This window comes from Pseudomonas viciae, from assembly GCF_004786035.1.
Lineage (GTDB): Bacteria > Pseudomonadota > Gammaproteobacteria > Pseudomonadales > Pseudomonadaceae > Aquipseudomonas > Aquipseudomonas viciae.
In genome coordinates, this window is the sequence record NZ_CP035088.1 from 992,351 (window position 1) to 1,016,206 (window position 23,856).

Annotated in this window: 22 protein-coding genes; 14 read left to right on the forward strand and 8 right to left on the reverse strand. The window is 61.8% G+C overall.

The window, feature by feature from the left end:
- Positions 1-424: 424 nt before the first annotated feature.
- Positions 425-1,141, reverse strand: a complete 717-nt coding sequence (locus EPZ47_RS04320; RefSeq protein ID WP_135843676.1) for an SIMPL domain-containing protein — start codon at positions 1,139-1,141, stop codon at positions 425-427.
- Between the two features lie 254 nt (positions 1,142-1,395).
- Here EPZ47_RS04320 and EPZ47_RS04325 point away from each other — a divergent pair, with 254 nt between their 5' ends.
- From EPZ47_RS04325 to EPZ47_RS04340, 4 genes are all read left to right on the forward strand, one after another.
- Positions 1,396-2,658 (forward strand): ATP-binding protein, encoded by a 1,263-nt coding sequence (locus tag EPZ47_RS04325; RefSeq protein WP_135843677.1) that lies wholly within the window; start codon positions 1,396-1,398, stop codon positions 2,656-2,658.
- A complete protein-coding gene (locus tag EPZ47_RS04330) occupies positions 2,651-3,211 on the forward strand; it encodes a response regulator transcription factor (RefSeq protein ID WP_047229017.1) in 561 nt (186 codons plus the stop codon). The genes EPZ47_RS04325 and EPZ47_RS04330 overlap by 8 nt, the downstream gene beginning before the upstream one ends.
- Before the next feature lie 97 nt (positions 3,212-3,308).
- Positions 3,309-5,036: an ABC transporter ATP-binding protein/permease gene (locus EPZ47_RS04335; protein WP_135843678.1), complete on the forward strand. Its 1,728-nt coding sequence runs from the start codon at positions 3,309-3,311 to the stop codon at positions 5,034-5,036.
- Positions 5,037-5,163: 127 nt separating this feature from the next.
- The gene (locus EPZ47_RS04340) at positions 5,164-5,910 is read left to right on the forward strand and encodes a FadR/GntR family transcriptional regulator (protein ID WP_018601868.1); all 747 of its coding nucleotides are present in this window, start codon (positions 5,164-5,166) and stop codon (positions 5,908-5,910) included.
- 99 nt (positions 5,911-6,009) lie between these two features.
- Here the strand turns inward: EPZ47_RS04340 and EPZ47_RS04345 are convergent, their stop codons facing one another.
- A complete protein-coding gene (locus tag EPZ47_RS04345; RefSeq protein ID WP_135843679.1) occupies positions 6,010-6,354 on the reverse strand; it encodes a hypothetical protein in 345 nt (114 codons plus the stop codon).
- Positions 6,355-6,722: 368 nt separating this feature from the next.
- Between EPZ47_RS04345 and kdgD the strand changes: the two genes are divergently transcribed.
- From kdgD to EPZ47_RS04370, 5 genes are all read left to right on the forward strand, one after another.
- Positions 6,723-7,634, forward strand: a complete 912-nt coding sequence (gene kdgD, locus EPZ47_RS04350; RefSeq protein WP_135843680.1) for a 5-dehydro-4-deoxyglucarate dehydratase — start codon at positions 6,723-6,725, stop codon at positions 7,632-7,634.
- A 68-nt stretch (positions 7,635-7,702) separates the two neighbouring features.
- The gene (locus tag EPZ47_RS04355) at positions 7,703-9,148 is read left to right on the forward strand and encodes an aldehyde dehydrogenase family protein (RefSeq protein ID WP_135843681.1); all 1,446 of its coding nucleotides are present in this window, start codon (positions 7,703-7,705) and stop codon (positions 9,146-9,148) included.
- 87 nt (positions 9,149-9,235) lie between these two features.
- The gene (locus EPZ47_RS04360) at positions 9,236-10,600 is read left to right on the forward strand and encodes an MFS transporter (RefSeq protein WP_135843682.1); all 1,365 of its coding nucleotides are present in this window, start codon (positions 9,236-9,238) and stop codon (positions 10,598-10,600) included.
- A gap of 13 nt (positions 10,601-10,613) precedes the next feature.
- Positions 10,614-12,167 carry a galactarate dehydratase gene (gene garD, locus EPZ47_RS04365; RefSeq protein ID WP_135843683.1) on the forward strand — a complete coding sequence of 518 codons (1,554 nt, stop codon included), beginning with the start codon at positions 10,614-10,616 and terminating at the stop codon, positions 12,165-12,167.
- Positions 12,168-12,426: 259 nt separating this feature from the next.
- Positions 12,427-13,368, forward strand: coding sequence for an AEC family transporter (locus tag EPZ47_RS04370; RefSeq protein WP_135843684.1), 942 nt, complete (start codon positions 12,427-12,429; stop codon positions 13,366-13,368).
- A 138-nt stretch (positions 13,369-13,506) separates the two neighbouring features.
- Here the strand turns inward: EPZ47_RS04370 and EPZ47_RS04375 are convergent, their stop codons facing one another.
- The 6 genes from EPZ47_RS04375 to gatC all read right to left on the reverse strand — a co-directional run bounded on the left by EPZ47_RS04375 (position 13,507) and on the right by gatC (position 18,687).
- A complete protein-coding gene (locus EPZ47_RS04375; protein ID WP_135843685.1) occupies positions 13,507-13,884 on the reverse strand; it encodes a carboxymuconolactone decarboxylase family protein in 378 nt (125 codons plus the stop codon).
- Positions 13,881-14,942 (reverse strand): calcium/sodium antiporter, encoded by a 1,062-nt coding sequence (locus tag EPZ47_RS04380; protein WP_135843686.1) that lies wholly within the window; start codon positions 14,940-14,942, stop codon positions 13,881-13,883. The genes EPZ47_RS04375 and EPZ47_RS04380 overlap by 4 nt, the downstream gene beginning before the upstream one ends.
- A gap of 49 nt (positions 14,943-14,991) precedes the next feature.
- Positions 14,992-15,369, reverse strand: coding sequence for a septal ring lytic transglycosylase RlpA family protein (locus tag EPZ47_RS04385; RefSeq protein ID WP_092225335.1), 378 nt, complete (start codon positions 15,367-15,369; stop codon positions 14,992-14,994).
- 106 nt (positions 15,370-15,475) lie between these two features.
- Positions 15,476-16,921: an Asp-tRNA(Asn)/Glu-tRNA(Gln) amidotransferase subunit GatB gene (gene gatB, locus EPZ47_RS04390; RefSeq protein ID WP_135843687.1), complete on the reverse strand. Its 1,446-nt coding sequence runs from the start codon at positions 16,919-16,921 to the stop codon at positions 15,476-15,478.
- Positions 16,922-16,931: 10 nt separating this feature from the next.
- Positions 16,932-18,383 carry an Asp-tRNA(Asn)/Glu-tRNA(Gln) amidotransferase subunit GatA gene (gatA, locus tag EPZ47_RS04395; RefSeq protein ID WP_135843688.1) on the reverse strand — a complete coding sequence of 484 codons (1,452 nt, stop codon included), beginning with the start codon at positions 18,381-18,383 and terminating at the stop codon, positions 16,932-16,934.
- Positions 18,384-18,399: 16 nt separating this feature from the next.
- The gene (gatC, locus tag EPZ47_RS04400) at positions 18,400-18,687 is read right to left on the reverse strand and encodes an Asp-tRNA(Asn)/Glu-tRNA(Gln) amidotransferase subunit GatC (protein WP_003197816.1); all 288 of its coding nucleotides are present in this window, start codon (positions 18,685-18,687) and stop codon (positions 18,400-18,402) included.
- 214 nt (positions 18,688-18,901) lie between these two features.
- On the opposite strand from gatC, the gene mreB reads away from it, so the two are divergent.
- The 5 genes from mreB (at position 18,902) to rng (ending at position 23,847) form a co-directional block, all read left to right on the forward strand.
- Positions 18,902-19,939, forward strand: a complete 1,038-nt coding sequence (gene mreB / locus EPZ47_RS04405) for a rod shape-determining protein MreB (RefSeq protein WP_002555108.1) — start codon at positions 18,902-18,904, stop codon at positions 19,937-19,939.
- Between the two features lie 142 nt (positions 19,940-20,081).
- A complete protein-coding gene (mreC, locus tag EPZ47_RS04410) occupies positions 20,082-21,215 on the forward strand; it encodes a rod shape-determining protein MreC (protein WP_135843689.1) in 1,134 nt (377 codons plus the stop codon).
- A complete protein-coding gene (gene mreD / locus EPZ47_RS04415) occupies positions 21,212-21,700 on the forward strand; it encodes a rod shape-determining protein MreD (RefSeq protein WP_003197820.1) in 489 nt (162 codons plus the stop codon). The genes mreC and mreD overlap by 4 nt, the downstream gene beginning before the upstream one ends.
- A gap of 37 nt (positions 21,701-21,737) precedes the next feature.
- On the forward strand, positions 21,738-22,334 hold the full coding sequence (locus EPZ47_RS04420) for a Maf family protein (protein WP_135843690.1): 597 nt from the start codon (positions 21,738-21,740) through the stop codon (positions 22,332-22,334).
- A gap of 55 nt (positions 22,335-22,389) precedes the next feature.
- On the forward strand, positions 22,390-23,847 hold the full coding sequence (rng, locus tag EPZ47_RS04425) for a ribonuclease G (RefSeq protein ID WP_025211842.1): 1,458 nt from the start codon (positions 22,390-22,392) through the stop codon (positions 23,845-23,847).
- Positions 23,848-23,856 lie beyond the last annotated feature (9 nt).

A 23,856-nucleotide genomic window follows, 5' to 3' on the forward strand; every position in this document is an offset into this window, starting at 1 on the left:
CCAAAACGCTTCTGCCCCACCACTCGGTGCCTCGCTTAGGCTCGGCATGCCCTCACTCCGGCATTGCTCCGTGGGCCCGCCGCGAAGGGCCATCCATGGCCCAGCGCGGCTATCCCGGCATCCATGCCGGGATGCCCACTACGCAATGCCTGCGTTCGGCCATCGTGGTTAACGGGGCGCCAAAATCTACGTCCACCGCGAGGCGGCCTGACAGCCGGCCTGGTTCTTGGTGGGACCGCGTTCCCCCTGTGGGAGCGGGCTTGCTCCCGCTGGGGCGCGAAGCGGCCCTAAAAACAGCGACCCCATTCATCTGACATACCGCGGTGTCAGGTTTGGGTCTGCTGCGCAGCCCAGCGGGAGCAAGCTCCCTCGCCACGGGGAATTTCGTTGCTGGGTGTTAGCGTTCAGCCAGTACGAAACGGATTTACTGCATCAGTACCTCAATCGCCCCATCCGCCGTCATGCTGACCTGGCTGGTGCCCGCTTCCACTTCCGGCGTGACCGACTCAGCATCCATGGACGCCGCTTTCATCATCATCTGCGGGCGCATGAACGGTTGTGGATAACCGTTGGTGTTGAAGTTCAGGTTGACGATTTTGTAACCCTTGCCGCCCAGGGCATCGGTGGCCAGTTGGGCGCGGGCTTTGAAGGCGTTGACGGCGTCTTTGAGCAGGGCGTCTTCGCTGCTTTTGCGGGTGGCGGTGGCGATGGCGAAGTCCATGCCGCCCATTTTCATGTCGGTGAGCAATTCGCCGGTGAGTTTGGACAGGGCGGCGAAGTCGGCGCTTTCCAGGCGCAGTTCGGCGCGTTCGCGCCAGCCGGTGATTTTTTGGCCTTTGTTGTCGTAGATCGGGTAGCTGTTGCGGCTGCCTTGGCGCAGGGTGATGTCCTTGACCTCTTTGGCCTGGCCGATGGCTTTGTTCAGCGTGGTGCTGACGGCCGCGGCGAGTTTGGCCGGGTCGGTGTTTTGCTCCTCGGTGTAGAGGGTGACGATCATCAGGTCGCGGGCCACTTCCTGGCTGACTTCGGCGCGCAGGGAAATCTGGTTGTAGTGAAGCTCGTCGGCGGCCAGGGCCGGCAGGCTGGCGAGGGTACCGAGGCTGAGGGCGAACAGGGCGGCGGGGCGACTGAACGTGTGCATGAAAGCTCCTTGGGATGAGGCGCAGGGGTGAGATCCGGGCCTGCGTGAACGGTAAGACTCTAGCTTTTATGGGCGGGTTCGCACAGTTACAACTTCTATACAGATACGTGAGGCCAGTGAAGGGCTCTTGTGGTGGGGAGCAAGAGGGATATGTAGCATTTAGAGCTGTGGCGCTTTGCCGCATAGCTGCCTGTGCAACCCGCGCCTTGGTTATACTCCGTGTGATTCGCCTGGAGCGCTCATCAGGAGAGCTCATGCTCGCCCCTTTGCAACTGACTTCCGCCTCTCGCCAGAACCTCTGGCGTCTGACGTTTATCCGAATTCTGGTCCTGGCCGCCCAGGCCGGGTCCGTGGGGCTCGCCTATTGGTTCGAGCTGCTGCCGCTACCCTGGCTGCAATTGGCGATCACCCTCGCCTGCTCTTCGATACTGTGCGCGCTGACCGCCATCCGCTTGCGCACCTCGTGGCCGGTGACTGAGCTGGAATACGCCGTACAGCTGGCCTGCGACCTGTTTATCCACAGCGCGCTGCTGTATTTCTCCGGCGGTTCCACCAACCCCTTCGTCTCCTATTACCTGGTGCCGCTGACCATTGCCGCGGTGACGCTGCCGTGGCGGTTTTCGCTGATCCTGTCCGGTATTGCCCTGGCGCTGTACACCTTGCTGCTGGCGCGCTTCTACCCGCTGGAAACCTTCCCCATCGCCCGGGAAAACCTGCAGATCTATGGCATGTGGCTGAGTTTCGCCCTGGCGGCGGCGGTCATCACGTTTTTTGCCGCGCGCATGGCCGAGGAACTGCGTCGCCAGGAAGAACTGCGGGCCATCCGCCGTGAAGAGGGCCTGCGGGACGAGCAATTGCTGGCCGTGGCGACCCAGGCCGCCGGTGCCGCCCATGAATTGGGCACGCCGCTGGCGACCATGAGCGTGCTGCTCAAGGAGATGCGCCAGGATCACCACGACCCGGCACTGCAAGAGGACCTCAGCGTGTTGCAGGATCAGGTCAAGCTCTGCAAGGAAACCCTGCAGTACCTGGTGCGCGCCGCCGAGGCCAACCGCCGGTTGGCCATCGACATGCAGGACGTTACTGACTGGCTCGACGAGGCCCTGAACCGCTGGCACCTGATGCGTCCGGAAGCCAGTTATCGCTTCCAGCGCCTGGGGCAGGGCCCGGTGCCGCGCATGGCGCCGCCGCCGGATCTGACCCAGGCGTTGCTGAACCTGTTGAACAACGCTGCCGACGCCTGTCCCGAAGGCCTGGAAGTGGCGCTGGACTGGAACGCCTATGAGCTGACCATCAGCATCCGCGACCATGGCGCCGGTGTGCCGCTGGCGATTGCCGAGCAGATCGGCAAGCCGTTCTACACCACCAAGGGCAAAGGTTTCGGCCTCGGCCTGTTTTTGAGCAAAGCCAGCGTGACACGCGCCGGCGGCTCGGTGAAACTCTACCCCCATGAGGAAGGCGGCACGCTCACCGAGCTGCGCCTGCCCCATGCCGACCGAGGAGACGAACATGAGTGACGAGATCCAAGTCGACGGCGAAGAACTGCCGCACCTGTTGCTGGTAGATGACGACGCTACTTTCACCCGCGTGATGGCCCGGGCCATGTCCCGTCGCGGTTTTCGCGTGAGCACTGCCGGGTCCGCCGAGGAGGGCCTGAGCATCGCCCAGGCTGACCTGCCGGACTACGCCGCCCTGGACCTGAAAATGGACGGCGACTCGGGCCTGGTGCTGCTGCCCAAGTTGCTGGAGCTGGACCCGGAGATGCGCGTGGTGATCCTCACCGGCTACTCGAGCATCGCCACCGCGGTCGAGGCCATCAAGCGCGGCGCCTGCAATTACCTGTGCAAACCGGCGGACGCCGATGACGTGCTGGCGGCGCTGTTGTCCGAGCATGCCGACCTCGACACCTTGGTGCCGGAAAACCCCATGTCGGTGGATCGCCTGCAATGGGAACACATCCAGCGGGTGCTGACCGAGCACGAAGGCAATATCTCCGCCACCGCTCGCGCCTTGGGCATGCACCGGCGGACTTTGCAGCGCAAATTGCAAAAGCGTCCCGTGCGTCGCTGAACCTGCGCTGAACAGGTGTTGTCCACCCTCGCGACACATCGGGCCGTTGCTCTATGATCGGCCCGAATCTGTTCTTTTCTTTATTTGAGCCTTAACCATGAATCAGAACGCTGAATATTCCGCGGTCAATGACGCGGTGCGCGGGCAGTTTTTCCGCCGTGTCTGGCAAATGACCACGCCGTACTGGCGCAGTGAGGAGAAGGGCAAGGCCTGGACGTTGTTGATCGCTGTTATTGCGTTGTCGCTGTTCAGCGTGGCGATTTCGGTGTGGATCAACAGTTGGTACAAGGATTTCTACAACGCCCTGCAAGAGAAGGACAGCGCGGCGTTCTGGCAGTTGATCCTGTATTTCTGCGGCATTGCGGCGGTGGCGATCCTTGGCGCGGTGTACCGCTTGTACCTCACACAGATGCTCACCATCCGCTGGCGGGCCTGGCTCACCGAGCAGCATTTTGCTCGTTGGCTCTGTGACAAGAACTATTACCGACTGGAGCAGGGCGGTTATACCGATAACCCGGACCAGCGGATTTCCGAAGACCTCAACAGCTTCACCACTAATACCCTGAGCCTGGGCTTGGGGCTGCTGCGCACGGTGGTCAGCCTGGTGTCGTTCTCGATCATTTTGTGGGGGGTGTCGGGCAGCATCGAAGTGTTCGGCTACACCATCCCAGGCTACATGTTCTGGTGCGCACTGGTGTATGCGGCGGTGGGCAGTTGGTTGACGCATCTGATCGGCCGTCGCTTGATCACCCTGAACAACAACCAGCAACGCTTCGAAGCCGACCTGCGTTTCTCCATGGTACGGGTGCGCGAGAACGCCGAAAGCATTGCGCTGTACAACGGCGAACCGAACGAGAACCGCCGCCTGAGCGGGCGGTTCGGCCTGGTCTGGCATAACTTCTGGGACATCATGCGGGTGTCCAAGCGCTTGACGTTCTTCACCTCTGGCTACGGCCAGATCGCGATCATCTTCCCGTTTATCGTCGCTGCGCCGCGCTACTTCGCCGGCAAGATCCAGCTGGGCGAGCTCATGCAGATCAACTCGGCGTTCGGCAATGTGCAGGAGAACTTCAGCTGGTTCATCAGCGCCTACGCCGACCTCGCCGCGTGGCGCGCCACCTGTGATCGTTTGCTGAGCTTCCGCCAGGCCATGAGCGAGAACGAAGACCGTGTGCCGGCCATTGATGTGCAAAACCAGGGCGACGCATTGAAGGTGCGTAACCTGGGGCTGGACCTGGCCGACGGTCGTCATCTGCTCAGCAGTGCCGAGATGACCGTTGAACCGGGCGAGCGGGTGATGCTCAGTGGCCGTTCGGGCAGTGGCAAATCCACGCTGTTTCGCGCGATGGGGCATTTATGGCCCGCCGGGCATGGCCACATTCTTCTGCCGACGGCGCGTTATCTGTTCTTGCCACAAAAACCGTATTTGCCGATTGGCAGCCTGCGTGAGGTGCTGAGTTATCCACAGGCCGGCGATGTCTATCCCCACGAACGTTATGCACAGGTGCTGGAAACCTGTCGTCTGCCGCACCTGATTGCGCGGCTGGATGAAAGCAACCACTGGCAGCGCATGCTCTCGCCCGGCGAGCAACAACGCCTGGCCTTTGCCCGCGCATTGCTTTATGCACCGCAATGGTTGTACATGGACGAAGCCACGTCGGCGATGGATGAAGAGGACGAAGCGACGCTGTACCAGGCGCTGATTGACCAATTGCCAGGCCTGAGCATCGTCAGCGTTGGCCACCGAAGCAGTTTGAAACGTTTCCACCCGCGCCATGTGCGTATTGAGAATGGCCAACTGGTGGAGCGCACCGTTACCGCCTGAACAACCCAAAACCTGTGGGAGCGAGCCTGCTCGCGATGAAGTCGGCTCGGTTTCTGCACCCACGGTGATCATACAACCACGTTGCGCTATGATGACGCCATTCAGCCGTTTGCCGAGACACAGACCCATGGAAAACCCGATCGACGTACCACGCTTTCCCCGCAAGCGCCGCAGCCTGGCGCAGGAGCTGGTGACGGTGTTGACCGAGCAGATTCGCGACGGTCTGCTCAAGCGTGGCGATAAATTGCCCACCGAGTCGGCGATCATGGAAGCCCATGGCGTCAGCCGCACGGTGGTGCGCGAGGCGATTTCCCGCTTGCAGGCGGCCGGCCAGGTGGAAACCCGCCATGGCATCGGCACCTTTGTGCTGGACACGCCGAGCCCGAGCGGTTTTCGCATCGATCCGGCCACGGTGGTCACCTTGCGTGACGTGCTGGCGATTCTGGAGTTGCGCATCAGCCTGGAAGTGGAATCCGCCGGGCTGGCGGCGCAGCGCCGCAGCGACGAGCAGTTGGCGGCGATGCGCGCCGCCCTCGATGCCTTGAACGAAAGCGCCGCCCACGCCAGCGATGCGGTGGCCTCGGACTTCGCCTTTCACCTGGAAATCGCCCTGTCCACCGGCAACCGCTACTTCACCGACATCATGACCCACCTGGGCACCAGCATCATTCCGCGTACCCGGGTGAACTCGGCGCGCCTGGCCCACGATGACCAGCAGCGCTACATGAACCGCCTGAGCCGCGAGCACGAGGAGATCTACGACGCCATCGCCCGCCAGGACTCCGAGGCGGCCCGTGCGGCCATGCGTTTGCACCTGACCAACAGCCGTGAGCGGCTGCGCCAGGCCCATGAAGAGGCGCAAGCGCAGGGTTAGAAGCGCTTGCCATCCTGTTTCGACCAGGGGGCAGGGTGGGCACATCCTGTGGCGAGGGAATGGGGTCCGCCTGTCTGACCAAATAGCAGGCGCGCAGCCCTACGCGTTGATCCGCAACATTTGCGGCTCGGATTTATCGTTGTCCCAGCCGGCCTCGTAACTCACCTCGTAACGAAGCTCAACCAATTTGCCTTCGAATGCTATCAAGTCGGCGTTGGTTACAGTCAATGTCACCTCTTTGCGTGGCGTAGCCTCCTCGCCCTCAGTCAGGGCGGCAAAAGCGCCCACGCGCTTGGAGCCTAGGGTCAATTGGGCTGACGAGTTCGGGTCGAAATCTGCATCCGGAATCTTTACGGTCAACGTCTTTACGTCTGACAGGCTGATCGTGACTTCTGCAGTGGCTGGAAAATCCTTGAGCGTCGGTTTCGCATAGGTCTTCGCCATGATGTCGCTCCTTGTGAGGCGGCCCTGATCGTCGCGTACGGGCGGGCTCACTTAAAAGATTGAAGGACTACGGCCAGGCATTGCCCGGTCATGCCTGGGTTATGCCCCTATGGCGTGAGGGTGCCTACTGGCAGAGTTGACAGTGGCGATGAGCGGTCCTGGTGCTCGGGCGGCCAGTTTCATCCGTCTTTCAATCCCGCTCAAAGCCCCGATTGACAAGGCTTAGCGATAAAACTCCCTCAGGCCGATCCCCGACAAAAGACGAAATGCAGTTGACGTTCACATTTTAAGTTGTACGATGACCTACAACTTCACTTGAAGCTGAACCGTTTCCTACAACACATCATTGCGTCCAGGGTGTTCGAATAATGAATCCACAAGAACTGAAGTCCATCCTCTCGTCTGGCCTGCTGTCGTTCCCGGTCACCGATTTCACTGCCCAAGGCGATTTCAATCGCGACAGCTACATCAAGCGCCTCGAGTGGCTGGCCCCGTATGGCGCCTCTGCACTGTTCGCAGCAGGCGGCACCGGTGAATTTTTCTCCCTGGCTGCCAGCGAGTATTCCCAAGTCATCAAGACCGCCGTCGATACCTGCGCCACCAGCGTGCCAATTCTCGCCGGTGTCGGCGGTGCGACCCGTCAGGCCATCGAATACGCTCAGGAAGCCGAGCGCCTGGGTGCCAAGGGCCTGTTGCTGCTGCCGCACTACCTGACCGAAGCCAGCCAGGACGGCGTTGCCGCCCACGTTGAAGCCGTGTGCAAATCGGTGAAGATCGGCGTGGTGGTGTACAACCGCAACGTCTGCCGCCTGAACGCCACTCAGCTGGAACAACTGGCCGAGCGTTGCCCGAACCTGATCGGCTACAAAGATGGCCTGGGCGATATCGAACTGATGGTGTCGATCCGTCGTCGCCTTGGCGATCGCTTCAGCTACCTGGGCGGCCTGCCGACCGCTGAAGTCTACGCAGCGGCCTACAAGGCCCTGGGCGTACCGGTCTACTCCTCGGCGGTGTTCAACTTCATTCCGAAAACCGCGATGGACTTCTACCACGCCATTGCTCGTGACGATCACGAGACCGTCGGCAAGATCATCGACGACTTCTTCCTGCCGTACCTGGACATCCGCAACCGCAAGGCCGGTTACGCGGTGAGCATCGTCAAGGCTGGCGCAAAGATCGTCGGCTATGACGCAGGTCCTGTACGTACGCCGCTGACCGACCTGCTGCCAGAGGAATACGACGCCCTGGCCGCGCTGATCGACAAGCAAGGCAAGCAGTAACCGACCCGACAAGGCCGCTGAGCAATCAGCGGCTTTTTGCGTAAGGCTTTTTGTAAGGAGAAGCATCCGTGACAGATGCAAAGCGTTTCGATAACTACATCAACGGTCAGTGGGTGGCCGGTGCTGACTACTGCACCAACATCAACCCGTCTGACTTGTCCGATGTCATCGGTGAATACGCCAAGGCTGACGCAGCACAAGTCAATGCTGCCATCGAAGCCGCCCGCGCTGCATTCCCGGCCTGGTCGACTTCGGGCATTCAGGCCCGTCACGATGCGCTGGACAAAGTCGGCAGCGAGATCCTCGCCCGTCGTGAAGAACTCGGCCAACTGCTGGCCCGGGAAGAGGGCAAGACCCTGCCCGAAGCCATCGGCGAAGTGACCCGCGCTGGCAACATTTTCAAGTTCTTCGCCGGCGAATGCTTGCGCCTGTCTGGCGACTACGTGCCGTCGGTGCGCCCGGGCGTTAACGTCGAAGTCACTCGCGAAGCCTTGGGTGTGGTCGGCCTGATCACCCCGTGGAACTTCCCGATTGCCATCCCTGCCTGGAAAATCGCCCCGGCCCTGGCCTATGGCAACTGCGTGGTGATCAAGCCCGCCGAGCTGGTGCCCGGTTGCGCCTGGGCCTTGGCGGAAATCATTTCCCGCGCCGGTTTCCCGGCCGGTGCGTTCAACCTGGTGATGGGCAGCGGCCGTGTGGTCGGCGAAGTCCTGGTCAACAGCCCGAAAGTCGACGGCATCAGCTTCACCGGATCCGTAGGCGTGGGTCGGCAGATCGCTGTCAACTGCGTGTCGCGCCAGGCCAAGGTGCAATTGGAGATGGGCGGCAAAAACCCGCAGATCATCCTCGACGACGCCGACCTCAAGCAGGCCGTCGAATTGGCGGTGCAGAGCGCGTTCTACTCCACCGGCCAACGTTGCACGGCCTCGAGCCGCCTGATCGTCACTGCCGGCATCCACGACAAGTTCGTCGCGGCCATGGCCGAACGCATGCAATCGATCAAGGTCGGCCATGCGCTGAAGTCCGGCACCGATATCGGCCCTGTGGTGTCCGAAGCCCAGCTCAACCAAGACCTGAAGTACATCGACATCGGCCAGAGCGAAGGTGCGCGGCTGGTCAGCGGCGGCGGTCTGGTGACGTGCGACACCGAAGGTTACTTCCTGGCGCCGACCCTGTTCGCCGACAGCGAAGCGTCGATGCGCATCAGCCGCGAAGAGATCTTCGGTCCGGTGGCCAACGTTGTGCGCGTGGCGGACTACGAGGCGGCGCTGGCGATGGCCAACGATACCGAGTTCGGTCTGTCTGCCGGCATCGCCACTACTTCGTTGAAATATGCCAACCACTTCAAGCGCCATTCCCAGGCGGGCATGGTGATGGTTAACCTGCCGACCGCCGGCGTGGATTACCACGTGCCGTTCGGCGGGCGCAAAGGTTCGTCCTATGGTTCGCGTGAGCAAGGTCGCTACGCGCAAGAGTTCTACACCGTGGTGAAGACTTCCTACATCGGATCGTAAGCGCAATACCGGTCGGCTCCGGGCATCCGGCGCCGATCGCATACAACCTGATTTCCTGTATAAAAATAAATAGTGGAAGTAGATGACATGCAAGAAACCAAGCCGACCCGCGTCCGCTATTTGATCCTGCTCATGCTGTTCCTGGTGACAACGATCAACTACGCCGACCGCGCAACTATCGCCATCGCGGGCTCCAGCCTGCAAAAAGACCTCGGCATCGACGCCGTCACCCTCGGTTATATCTTCTCCGCTTTCGGCTGGGCCTACGTGGCCGGGCAGATTCCCGGCGGCTGGCTGCTCGACCGCTTCGGCTCGAAAAAAATCTATGCCTTGAGCATTTTTACCTGGTCGCTGTTCACCGTGCTGCAAGGCTATGTCGGTGAGTTCGGTGTCTCCACGGCTGTGGTTGCGCTGTTCATGCTGCGCTTTCTGGTAGGGCTGGCCGAAGCGCCATCCTTCCCGGGCAACGCACGTATTGTCGCCGCCTGGTTCCCCACCGCAGAACGCGGCACCGCCTCGGCGATTTTCAACTCGGCGCAGTATTTCGCTACGGTGTTGTTTGCACCGCTGATGGGCTGGATCGTCTACCGCTTCGGCTGGCAGCACGTGTTCATCGTGATGGGCGTGATCGGCATCGTGTTCTCGTTGATCTGGCTGAAAGTGATCTACAGTCCGCGTCAGCACCCGATGATCAACGAAGCCGAGTTCAATCACATCGCCGCCAACGGCGCGATGGTCGATATGGACCAGGACAAAGGCAAGGGCAAGAAAACCGACGGTCCGAAGTGGGATTACATCCGCCAACTGCTGACCAACCGCATGATGCTGGGCGTGTACCTGGGCCAATACTGCATCAACGGCATCACCTACTTCTTCCTGACCTGGTTCCCGGTGTACCTGGTGCAGGAGCGTGGCATGACCATCCTCAAGGCTGGTTTTATCGCGTCCTTGCCGGCGATCTGCGGTTTCATCGGCGGGGTATTGGGCGGGGTGATTTCCGACTACCTGCTGCGCAAGGGCCACTCGCTGACCTTCGCCCGCAAGGCGCCGATCATCGCCGGCCTGCTGGTGTCCAGCAGCATCGTGGCCTGCAATTACGTGGACATCGAATGGATGGTGGTGGGCTTCATGGCCCTGGCTTTCTTCGGTAAAGGCGTGGGCGCATTGGGCTGGGCGGTGGTTTCCGATACGTCGCCAAAACAGATCGCCGGTTTGAGCGGTGGCCTGTTCAACACCTTCGGCAACCTGGCATCGATCACTACGCCAATCGTCATCGGCTACATCATCAGCGCCACCGGTTCGTTCAAGTGGGCACTGGTGTTCGTCGGTTGCAACGCACTGGTGGCGGTGTTCAGCTACCTGGTCATCGTCGGTCCGATCAAGCGCGTCGTGCTCAAAGAGCCAACGGCCAAGGATGCCGGTATCTCCAGCCTGTCTGAAGCAAAATCCTGAAGGAGCGGCGTCAATGCAACTGATTGAACATGCCGATTCGCCCCGTTACATCCGCCTGCACGAGCGGGACAACGTGGTGATTGTCGTCAATGACCAGGGCGTACCGGCCGGGACTGAGTTCCCGGACGGCCTGGTCACCGTGGACTTCGTACCCCAGAGCCACAAAGTCACTCTGGAAGACATTCCCGAGGGCGGCGAGGTGATCCGCTACGGCCAGATCATTGGCTACGCGCTGCAACCGATCCCCCGTGGCAGCTGGGTCAAGGAAGACCAACTGCGCATGCCCACCGCGCCGCCGCTGGACAGCCTGCCGCTGTCCACCGACGTACCGGTGGCCGATGCGCCGTTGGAGGGCTACACCTTCGAGGGCTATCGCAACGCCGACGGGACTGTCGGCACGCGCAACATCCTGGGCATCACCACCACGGTGCAGTGTGTGACCGGGGTGCTGGATCACGCGGTCAAGCGTATCAAGGACGAGTTGCTGCCCAAATACCCGAACGTCGATGACGTGGTGGCGCTGACCCACAGCTACGGCTGCGGCGTGGCGATCACCGCCACCGATGCGTACATCCCGATTCGTACCGTGCGCAATCTGGCACGCAACCCGAACCTGGGGGGCGAGGCGTTGGTGATCAGCCTGGGCTGCGAGAAATTGCAGGCCGGGCAGGTGATGCATGAGAACGACAGCTCCGTGGACCTCAGCGAGCCGTGGCTGTATCGCTTGCAGGATTCCAGCCACGGCTTTACCGAAATGATCGAGCAGATCATGGCGCTGGCCGAAACGCGCCTGAAGAAGCTCGACCAACGCCGCCGCGAAACCGTGCCGGCCTCGGAGCTGATCCTGGGCATGCAGTGCGGCGGCAGCGATGCGTTTTCCGGCATCACCGCCAACCCGGCGCTGGGCTATGCCTCGGACCTGTTGTTACGGGCGGGGGCGACGGTAATGTTTTCCGAAGTCACCGAAGTGCGTGATGCGATCTACCTGCTGACCTCCCGGGCACAAACTCGGGAAGTGGCCCAGGAACTGGTGCGCGAGATGGACTGGTACGACCGTTACCTGGCCAAGGGCGAGGCGGATCGCAGCGCCAACACCACGCCGGGCAACAAGAAGGGCGGGCTGTCGAACATCGTTGAAAAGTCCTTGGGCTCGATCGTCAAGTCCGGCAGCAGCGCGATCAATGGCGTGCTCGGCCCGGGCGAGCGGTTCAAGCAAAAGGGCCTGATCTTCTGCGCCACACCGGCCAGTGATTTCGTCTGCGGTACGCTGCAACTGGCGGCGGGGATGAACCTGCACGTCTTCACCACCGGCCGTGGCACGCCGTACGGCTTGGCCATGGCCCCAGTGGTGAAGGTCTCGACCCGCACCGAACTGGCCCAGCGCTGGCCGGATCTGATCGACATCGACGCCGGCCGGATCGCCACCGGACGCGCGACGATCGAAGAACTGGGCTGGGAGCTGTTCCACTACTACCTGGACGTGGCCAGCGGCAAGAAACAGACCTGGGCCGAGCGGCACAAGCTGTACAACGACATCACGTTGTTCAACCCGGCGCCGATTACCTGATCTGTTGACCACTGAAGAGCCAATGTGGGGGCGGGCTTGCTCGCGAAAGCGGTGGATCAGCTTGCATTGATGTTGGATGTGCCGACGTCTTCGCGAGCAAGCCCGCTCCCACAGAGGGGCTGCGGTGAGTGTAGATTCTGCGTTCATCCGAGAACAAAATGTGGGAGCGGGCTTGCTCGCGAAGGCACTTCACCAGACGCCAATGCCGTGAGTGGCTTATCATTAGCCACCTAACGACGCCCTCTGAAGGTCCCCCGGCATGCTGGCAATTTTCCTCGAAACCCTGAACATCACCGCGCCGGTGTTTGCCATGCTGTTTCTGGGGGCGTTGCTCAAGCGCATCTATTGGATCAACGACAACTTCATCCACATCGCCTCCTCGCTGGTGTTCAACGTCACCATGCCGGCGCTGTTGTTCCTCGGCATCCTCCATGCCGACCTGCACGCGGCGTTGCAGGCGGACCTGTTGATCTATTTCTCGGTGGCCACCCTGGTGAGCTTTGCGCTGGCCTGGGGCTGGTCGATCTGGCGATGCCCGCGCGAAGATCGCGGCATCTATACCCAAGGTGCGTTTCGCGGCAACAACGGGGTGATCGGCCTGGCGCTGGCGGCGAGCATGTATGGCGACTACGGGATTTCCCTGGGGGCGATTCTCGCGGCGCTGGTGATCCTGTTCTACAACACCTTGTCGACCATTGTGCTGGCGGTCTACAGCCCGGTGATCAAATCCGACCCGTGGAGCATCTGCAAAAGCGTGATCAGCAACCCGCTGATCATCAGCGTGATCGTTGCCGCGCCGTTCGCTTATTGGCAGATCGGCCTGCCGAACTGGTTCGAGACCTCGGCCAAATACCTCTCGCAAATGACCTTGCCCCTGGCGCTGATCTGCATCGGTGGCACGCTGTCGCTGGCCGCTTTGCGCAAGAGCGGCAAGATGGCCCTGAGTTCAAGCCTGGTGAAGATGGTCGGCCTGCCGCTGCTGGCCACCCTCGGTGCCTGGCTCTGGGGCTTTCGCGGGGCGGAGCTGGGGATTCTGTTCCTGTATTTCGGCAGCCCCACCGCCGCCGCCAGTTACGTCATGGCCCGGGCGGCCGATGGCAACCATGAACTGGCGGCGGCGATCATCGTCATCACCACATTGATGGCGGCGATTACCACCAATCTGGGGATTTTTGTGTTGCAGTGGGGTGGCTGGATATAGGTTCTGGCTTGTGGTGTTCTTGAGGGCCAATCGCGAGCAAGCTCGCTCCCACAGGTAATCGCAGGTGTACCGGAATTTTATGTACACCGAAGATCCACTGTGGGAGCGAGCTTGCTCGCGATAGCGATCTCCCAGTCACTAAGATTTCTGATAACTGTCGATCACTTCCTGCGCCGCCCGAAACGCATCAATCGCCGCCGGCACGCCCGCGTACACCGCGCAATGCAGCAACGCCTCGCGAATCTCTTCCACCGTGCAGCCATTGTTCAGCGCGCCACGCACGTGGCCTTTCAATTCCTGCGGGCATTTGAGGGCGGTGAGGGCGGCGAGGGTGATCAGGCTGCGGGTTTTCAGCGGCAGGCCTTCGCGGCTCCAGACGCTGCCCCAGGCATGTTCGTTGACGAAGTCCTGCAGCGGCTGGGTGAATTCGGTGGCGTTGCCCAGGGCGCGGTCGACGAAGGCGTCGCCCATCACCTGGCGACGCATGTCCAGGCCGGTTTTTGGAGTGTCGGTCATGGCAAATCCCTCTTGTGGTGTTGGCGGCGCCAGGCGCGCAGGGAGGTGAACAGCAAAAACGCGAGCAAGGCCGGCAGCACATAAAACAGCATCAGCCGTTCCAGTTGGCCGGCCAAGGGCATGCCAGTGGTGAACGACACCACGTGCAGCCCGTAGGCCAGGTACAAGCCCAAAAACAGCAGGCCTTCGGCGCGAGTGACGCGGTAGCCGGAATAGAATACCGGCAGGCACAACACTGCCACGCCGAGCATCACCGGCAGGTCGAAATCCAGGGCGTTGGGCGAGACCGAGAGCGGCGTCGGCGCAACGAGGGCCGTCACCCCGAGCACGCCCAGCAGGTTGAACAGGTTGCTGCCGATCACATTGCCCACCGCGATGTCGCGCTGGCCGCGCAGGGCGGCGATCAGCGACGTCGCGAGTTCCGGCAGCGAGGTGCAGACGGCAACGATGGTCAGGCCGATGACGCGTTCCGACAGTCCCAGGTCCGTCGCCACTTCCACCGCCGCGCCCAACAGCAGATGCCCGGCGAAAATCAGCATCGCCAGGCCCAGTACAATCATCGCCAGGCTCTTGGGCCAAGCCCCTTGCGCCACATCGACACCCACGGGGTGCGGTCGTCCTGAGTGTCGCGATTGGCGCAGCAACAGGCCCAGGTACACCGCCAGGGCCATCAGCAGCAGTACACCGTCCAGTTGCGTCAGTTCCTCGTTCCAGGCCAGCACGAACACCAGCAGGCTGGCGCCGATCATCAACGGGATGTCCAGGCGCACCAACTGGCGTGAGACGCGCAATGGAATGATCAGCGCCGACAACCCGAGGGTGACGAGGATGTTGAAGATGCTGCTGCCGATCACGCTGCCCACGGCGATGTCGGCGTTCTGCGCCAGAGTCGCCTGCAGACTGACGGCCATTTGCGGCGCACTGCTGCCGAAGGCGACGACGGTCAGGCCGATGATCAGCGGCCGCACTTGCAAGCGTACCGCCAGGCCTATGGCAGCCCGCACCAGCAGCTCGGCGCCAATGATCAGCAACAACAGGCCACCGAGCAATTCGATCAGGCTGAGCAGTGGTAGGGCGGTAATCAGGGAAATGGCCGGGCTCCGTCTATCAGTCGTCGAGGGCTTGTACGCGTACCCGTGCGGTGCCGCTGCGTAGCATGCCCAGTTGCTCGGCTGCTGCGCGGGATACGTCGATCAGACGGCCTCGAGTATACGGACCGCGGTCGTTGATACGGACCACGACGCTGTCGTTATTTTTCAGATTGGTGATTTTTACCCGTGTGCCAAACGGCAACTGGCGATGGGCGGCGGTCAGGCCGTTCTGGTTGAAACGCTCGCCGCTGGCGGTGCGTTTGCCGTGGTGTTTTGCACCGTAATAGGAGGCGACGCCGGTCTGGTCGTAGCCGTGTGGATCGACCGTCCCGCTCTGGCTGGCACAACCGGCCAACAGGGACAGCAGGGCGCAGGCGCCGAGGAGACGCTTCATGTTGGGAATTCCCACATCAATGTGGTTGTGGAATGCATTGTGGCGAGGGAGCAAGCTCCCTCGCCACAGGGGAATGAGCCAGATACAGGTACTGGCTCCATGGCAATCAGCCCTCGAGCTTGCTTTTGAGCAGTTCGTTGACCTGTTGCGGGTTGGCCTTGCCCTTGGAGGCTTTCATGGCCTGGCCGACGAAGAAGCCGAACATCTTGCCGCGCTTGGCTTCGTCTGCCGCACGGTACTGTTCGACCTGCTCGGCGTTGGCCGCGAGCATTTCATCGAGCACGGCGCTGATCGCACCGGTGTCGGTGACTTGCTTCAAGCCGCGCTTCTCGATGATCTCGTCGGCGCTGCCTTCCCCGTTAGCCATGGCTTCGAAAACCATCTTGGCGATCTTGCCGGAAATGGTGTTGTCCTTGATCCGCAGCAGCATGCCGCCCAGTTGCTCGGCCGAGACCGGCGACTCGTCGATCTCCAGGCCCTGCTTGTTCAACAGGCTGCCCAACTCCACCATCACCCAGTTGGCCGCCAGTTTGGCGTCGCCGCCGATGCTCACGACTTTCTCGAAGTAATCGGCTTGCTCGCGGCTGGTGGCCAGGACGTTGGCGTCATAGCTCGACAGCCCGAACTGCGCTTGGAAACGCTCGCGTTTTTGCGGCGGCAGTTCCGGCAGGGTGGCGCGTACGTCGTCGAGGAACGAGTTCTCGATGACTACCGGCAGCAGGTCCGGGTCGGGGAAGTAACGGTAGTCGTTGGCTTCCTCTTTGCTGCGCATCGGACGGGTTTCGTCCTTGTTCGGATCGTACAGGCGAGTCTGCTGGATGACCTTGCCGCCGTCCTCGATCAGTTCGATCTGGCGCTGGATCTCGCTGTTGATCGCCTTCTCGATGAAGCGGAACGAGTTGACGTTTTTGATCTCGCAGCGGGTACCAAATTCAACCTGGCCCTTGGGCCGGATCGATACGTTGCAGTCGCAGCGCAGCGAGCCTTCGGCCATGTTGCCGTCGCAGATGCCCAGGTAACGCACCAGCGCATGGATCGCCTTGACGTAGGCCACGGCTTCCTTGGCACTGCGCATGTCCGGTTCGGAGACGATTTCCAGCAGCGGCGTGCCGGCACGGTTCAGGTCGATGCCGGTGGCACCGTTGAATTCTTCGTGCAGGCTCTTGCCGGCGTCTTCTTCCAAGTGTGCCCGGGTGATGCCGACGCGTTTGACCGTGCCGTCTTCCAGGGCGATGTCCAGGTGGCCCTTGCCGACAATCGGCAATTCCATCTGGCTGATTTGGTAGCCCTTGGGCAGGTCCGGGTAGAAGTAGTTCTTGCGGGCGAACACGTTGTGCTGGCCGATCTCGGCGTCAATCGCCAGGCCGAACATCACCGCCATGCGCACCGCTTCGGCATTGAGCACCGGCAATACGCCAGGCATGCCCAGGTCGACCAGGCTGGCCTGGGTGTTGGGCTCGGAGCCGAACGTGGTGGAGCTACCGGAAAAGATTTTCGACCGGGTGGTGAGCTGGGTATGAATCTCCAGCCCGATCACGACTTCCCATTGCATGTGTTTCTCCTCAGAAGCCGGTTGGGGTGCGGGTGTGCCAGTCAGTGTTCAACTGATACTGGTGGGCCACATTGAGCAGACGACCTTCCTGGAAATACGGTGCGAGCAATTGCACGCCCACCGGCAGGCCATCGACGAAGCCGGCCGGCATGGACAGGCCCGGCAAGCCGGCGAGGTTGGCGGTGATGGTGTAGACGTCTTCCAGGTACTCAGCCACCGGGTCGCTGTTCTTGGCACCGAGTTTCCAGGCCGGGTTCGGCGTGGTCGGGCCGAGGATGATGTCGACCTCGTTGAAGGCGGCCATGAAGTCGTTTTTCACCAGACGGCGGATTTTCTGCGCCTTGAGGTAGTAGGCATCGTAGTAGCCGGCGGACAGCGCGTAGGCACCGACCATGATCCGGCGCTGCACTTCGGCACCGAAGCCTTCGCCACGGGAACGCTTGTACAGGTCGATCAGGTTTTCCGGATTCTCGCAGCGATAACCGAAGCGCACGCCGTCGAAGCGCGACAGGTTCGAGGACGCTTCCGCCGGGGCGATCACGTAGTACGCGGGAATCGCGTGCTGCATGTTCGGCAGGCTGATTTCCTTGATGACCGCGCCGAGCTTCTCCAACTCCTTGACGCTGTTGTGAACCAGCTCGGCGATGCGCGGGTCGAGACCAGCGCTGAAGTACTCCTTCGGCACACCGATGCGCAGGCCTTGCAGCGAACCGCTGAGGCTGGCGCTGTAGTCCGGCACCGGTTCATCGATGCTGGTGGAGTCGTTCGGGTCGAAGCCGGCCATGCCTTGCAGCAGGATCGCGCAGTCTTCGGCAGTACGGGCCAACGGGCCGCCCTGGTCGAGGCTGGAGGCGTAGGCGATCATGCCCCAGCGCGATACACGACCGTAGGTGGGCTTCAGGCCGGTGAGGTTGGTGAACGCCGCCGGCTGGCGAATCGAGCCGCCGGTGTCGGTGGCGGTGGCGGCCGGCAGCAGGCGCGCGGCCACGGCGGCGGCGGAGCCGCCGGACGAACCGCCCGGAACGTGCTCCAGGTTCCACGGGTTCTTCACCGCGCCGTAGTAGCTCGACTCGTTGGCCGAACCCATGGCGAATTCGTCCATGTTGGTCTTGCCCAGGGTCACGGCGCCGGCGGCGGCCAGCTTGGCGACCACGGTGGCGTCGTACGGGGCCTTGAAGTTGTCGAGCATCTTCGAGCCGCAACTGGTGCGGATGCCCTGGGTGCAGAACAGGTCTTTGTGGGCAATCGGCGCACCGAGCAGGGCGCCGCTTTCACCGTTGGCGCGACGGGCATCGGCAGCCTTGGCCTGGCTCAGGGCCAGTTCTTCGGTGACGCTGATGAAGCTGTTGATCTGCGGGTTGAGCTGGGCGATACGCGCCAGCAGAACCTGGGTCAGCTCTTTGGAGGAAAACTTTTTATCGGCGAGTCCGCGGGCGATCTCGGCCAGGGTCATGTGATGCATGAGAGGCTCTTTCCCTTTAGTCGATGACTTTCGGAACCAGGTACAGGCCGTTTTCGACCGCTGGTGCGATGGACTGGTAGGCCTCGCGGTGATTGGACTCGGTCACGACGTCGGCGCGCAGGCGCTGGCTGGCTTCCAGTGGGTGGGCCAGGGGTTCGATGCCGTCGGTATTGACCGCCTGCATCTCGTCGACCAGCCCCAGAATGCTGTTCAGGGCAGAAGTGATATGTGGAAGATCGGCTTCATTGAGGCCCAGACAGGCCAGATGAGCGATTTTTTCCACGTCGGAGCGTTCAAGCGCCATGGGATTCTCCAGTGGAAAACAAAACGGACGCAGTCTGTCCGTGTGTTAGATTGTCGGAACACTACCGCATTTCTACGGCCTTACGGCCGCGATTGTGGGGTTTGGTGCACAGAAAAGCGGCCAATTTAACATATTGGCGCCTTGCCCAAAATCCCTGTCGTTGTTAGAGTTTGCCGCACTTTTTTACCCACGCGTTGCCTAGGGTCCCTTTCCCATGTTCAAGAAACTGCGTGGCATGTTTTCCAGCGATCTCTCCATTGACCTGGGCACTGCCAACACCCTTATTTACGTGCGCGAGCGCGGTATCGTCCTGAATGAACCCTCGGTCGTGGCCATCCGCACCCACGGTAACCAGAAAAGTGTCGTGGCTGTCGGCACCGAAGCCAAGCGCATGCTGGGCCGTACACCGGGCAATATTGCCGCCATTCGTCCGATGAAGGACGGCGTGATCGCCGACTTCAGCGTCTGCGAAAAAATGCTGCAGTACTTCATCAACAAGGTTCACGAAAACAGTTTCCTGCAGCCCAGCCCTCGTGTGCTGATCTGTGTTCCCTGCAAATCCACCCAGGTGGAGCGTCGCGCCATCCGTGAATCGGCCCTCGGTGCCGGTGCCCGTGAAGTGTTCCTGATCGAAGAGCCGATGGCCGCTGCCATCGGTGCCGGCCTGCCGGTCGAAGAGGCGCGCGGCTCGATGGTTGTCGACATCGGTGGCGGTACCACCGAGATCGCCTTGATCTCCCTGAACGGTGTGGTCTACGCCGAATCCGTACGTGTGGGCGGCGACCGTTTCGACGAAGCGATCATCACTTACGTGCGTCGCAACTACGGCAGCCTGATCGGCGAGTCCACCGCCGAGCGCATCAAGCAGGAAATCGGCACGGCCTACCCGGGCGGTGAAGTGCGTGAAGTCGACGTTCGCGGCCGTAACCTGGCCGAAGGCGTTCCACGGGCCTTCACCCTCAACTCCAACGAAGTGCTCGAAGCGCTGCAAGAGTCGCTGGCGACCATCGTCCAGGCGGTCAAGAGCGCCCTGGAGCAGTCGCCGCCGGAACTGGCCTCGGATATCGCCGAGCGCGGCCTGGTGCTGACCGGTGGTGGCGCGCTGTTGCGTGACCTCGACAAACTGCTGGCCCAGGAAACCGGCCTGCCGGTGATCGTGGCTGAAGACCCGCTGACGTGCGTTGCCCGCGGCGGTGGCCGTGCATTGGAAATGATGGACAAGCACACCATGGACCTGCTCTCCAGCGAATAAATGTTGCTGGAGTGGTCTATGTTGTTCGCTCCCGGGCAGCACTTTGCAGTGCTGCCCGTTGGCGTTTATCTTCTGTCATTCGTATCCAGGCCGGTCTGATGCCGTATGAATAAAGAGAACATTTGCCTGGGAGGAGCGGCCTATTAAACCGCTTTTCGCCAAAGGCCCCTCATTGGGTGTGCGCCTGCTGGTGCTGACCGTGCTATCGGTCGCGCTGATGGTGGTCGATGCCCGCTTCACGCTGCTCAAGCCAGTGCGCAGCCAGATGTCGCTGGTGTTGATGGAGTCCTACTGGATCACCGACCTGCCGCAGCGCTTGTGGCAAGGTGTGGCCAGCCAGTTTGGCAGCCGGACCGAACTGGTCGCCGAAAACGAAAAACTCAAGACCGAAAACCTGCTGTTGCAGGGGCGCATGCAGAAGCTCGCGGCCCTCACCGAGCAGAATGTGCGGCTGCGTGAGTTGCTCAATTCTTCGGCGCTGGTCAATGAGAAGGTCGAAGTGGCCGAATTGATCGGCATGGACCCCAACCCCTTCACCCACCGCATCATCATCAACAAGGGTGAGCGCGACGGCGTGGTTCTCGGCCAGCCGGTTCTCGACGCCCGGGGCCTGATGGGCCAGGTGGTGGAGTTGATGCCCTACACCTCCCGGGTGCTGTTGCTGACTGACACTACCCACAGCATTCCCGTGCAGGTCAATCGCAACGGTTTGCGCGCGATTGCCAGCGGCACCGGCAACCCGGAGCGCCTGGAACTGCGGCACGTGGCCGACACCGCGGACATCAAGGAAGGCGACCTGCTGGTCAGCTCCGGCCTCGGTCAGCGGTTCCCGGCCGGTTATCCGGTGGCGACGGTCAAGGAAGTCATCCATGACTCCGGCCAGCCGTTCGCCATCGTCCGCGCGGTGCCGACGGCTGCGTTGAATCGCAGCCGTTACCTGCTGCTGGTATTCAGCGACAACCGCACACCCGAGGAGCGCGCCAACGACGCGGCCGTGGCCCAGGAAGCCCAGGACCGCCAGGGCGGCGAGTCGGCCACCCCGGCTACGGCTAGCCCGGCGCCAGTCCCTGCCACCGTGCCCAAACCGCAAGTGCCTGCACCGGCCGCGGCAGCTCCGGCGACAACGCCGGCGGCTGCACCCGCCGCCACGCCTGCTGCGAAACCGACCCGCTCGACCACTCACGCGCCGGCGTCCCAGCCTGCCCGGCCCGCCGCGAACCCACCTGTCGCCACGCCGGCCGCCGCGCCAGCCACCAGGGGAGCACGAGAAGAATGAGCAGTACTCAATCCGGAAATGGCTGGATGGTCTGGCTGACCTTCGCCATCGGCCTGTTGCTCAGCGTTTCGCCGCTGCCGCAGTTCATGGAAATCCTGCGGCCACTGTGGCTGGCCCTGCTGCTGGCCTTCTGGGCGCTGGCACTGCCGCACAAGGTCGGCATGGTCACCGCCTGGTGCCTGGGCCTGGCCGAGGACGTGCTTTATGGCACGTTGCTGGGGCAGAACGCGCTGATCCTGACGCTGATTACGTTCCTGGTGCTGTCGTTGCAACAACGCCTGCGGATGTTCCCCATGTGGCAACAGTGCCTGGTGATCCTGGTGATCTTCGGCCTGGCGCAACTGGTGCAATTGTGGCTCAGCGCGCTGACCGGCAATCGTCAGCCGACCCTGGCCCTGGTGCTGCCAGCGCTGGTCAGCGCCTTGCTCTGGCCTTGGGTCAGCTTCGGTTTGCGTGGCCTGCGCCTGCGTTTCAAAATTAACTGATTCGGTCAGGCATTGGCCTTGATAGGGAGATGTCTTGATGAAACCGCTTTACCTCGCCTCAGGCTCGCCGCGTCGGCGTGAACTGCTCACGCAGATCGGCGTGCCGTTCACCGCCGTCAGCGCGGACATCGACGAAACCCCCTTGGATCACGAAAGCCCTTCGGCCTATGTCGAGCGCCTGGCGCGCGGCAAGGCCGAGGCTGGATGGCGCGCCCTGGAAACCGACGTGGATGGCTGCGTGCTGGGGGCTGACACCGCCGTGGTGTTGGACGGGCAGATTCTCGGCAAGCCACTGGACCAGACCGATTCCATGGCGATGCTCTTGAGCCTGTCCGGTCGCGAGCATGAAGTATTGACCGCCATTGCCCTACTGGATGGGCAGCGTTGCGAATCCCGCGTTGTCCGCAGCCGGGTGCGCTTTCGCTCCATCACTGAACAAGAAGCGGCGGCCTACTGGGCCAGCGGTGAACCCCGGGACAAGGCCGGCGGCTATGGCATCCAGGGTTTGGGCGCGGTGTTTGTCGCCGGGTTGGACGGCAGTTATTCGGCCGTGGTCGGCCTGCCGCTGTGCGAAACCGCAGAACTGCTGGGCCATTTCGGCATACCCTGTTGGCAAACCTTGAGCGCGCGCTGAGCGCCGTCTGACTGATGCGGCCATAATCGTGAATATGCCTGAACGAGACCCTGCCATGAGTGAAGAGATCCTGATCAACATCACGCCGATGGAATCGCGCGTGGCGGTGGTTGAAAACGGTGTGCTGCAAGAGGTCCACGTCGAGCGCACGCAAAAGCGCGGTATCGTCGGCAATATCTACAAAGGCAAGGTGGTGCGGGTGCTGCCGGGCATGCAGGCGGCCTTCGTCGACATCGGCCTTGACCGGGCGGCATTCATTCACGCCTCGGAAATTTCCATGCGCGAAGGGCCAGCGGTGGAGAGCATCAGCGCGCTGGTCCATGAAGGCCAGAGCCTGGTGGTGCAGGTCACCAAGGACCCCATCGGTTCCAAGGGCGCGCGCCTGACCACCCAGCTGTCGATTCCGTCGCGCTACCTGGTGTACATGCCGCGTACCGCCCACGTCGGCATTTCCCTGAAGATCGAAGACGAAGCCGAGCGCGAGCGCCTCAAGCAGGTGGTCAGCGACTGCGTGGAAAAAGAAGGCATCAAGGAAGCCGGTGGTTTCATCCTGCGTACCGCCGCCGAAGGGGCCGGGGCCGATGAAATCCTCATGGACATCCGCTACCTGCGAAGGCTCTGGGACCAGATCGCCGCGCAGATCAAGACCATCGCTACCCCCAGCGTGATCTATGAAGACCTGGGCCTGGCGCTGCGTACGCTACGGGACCTGGTCAGCCCCAAGATCGAAAAGATCCGCATCGACTCCCGGGAAACCTTCCAGAAAACCACCCAGTTTGTCGCCGAGCTGATGCCGGAAATTGCCGATCGCCTTGAGCATTACCCTGGCGAACGGCCGATTTTCGACCTGTACGGCGTCGAGGATGAAATCCAGAAGGCCCTTGAACGCAAGGTGCCGCTCAAATCTGGCGGTTACCTGGTGGTTGATCCGGCCGAGGCCATGAGCACTATCGACGTCAATACCGGGGCGTTCGTCGGCCATCGCAACCTCGAAGAAACCATCTTCAAGACCAACCTGGAGGCGGCCACCGCCATCGCCCGCCAATTGCGCCTGCGCAACCTGGGCGGGATCATCATCATCGACTTCATCGACATGGAGCATGAAGAGCACCAGCGCCAAGTGTTGCGGACCCTGGAAAAACAACTCGAGCGTGACCACGCCAAGACCAACATCATCGGCATCACCGAGCTGGGCCTGGTGCAGATGACCCGCAAGCGCACCCGCGAAAGCCTTGAGCAGGTGCTGTGCGAGCCGTGCAGCAGTTGCCAGGGCCGGGGCAAACTCAAGACCCCGGAAACCGTGTGTTACGAAATCTTCCGGGAAATTCTCCGGGAGGCGCGCGCCTACCAGGCCACCGGCTATAGAGTGTTGGCCAACCAGAAAGTGGTGGATCGCCTGCTCGATGAAGAGTCGGGCAATGTCGCCGAACTGGAAGCTTTTATCGGCCGTACGATTCGTTTTCAGGTGGAAACCATGTATTCCCAGGAACAATACGACGTGGTGTTGCTCTGAAGGGCCTGG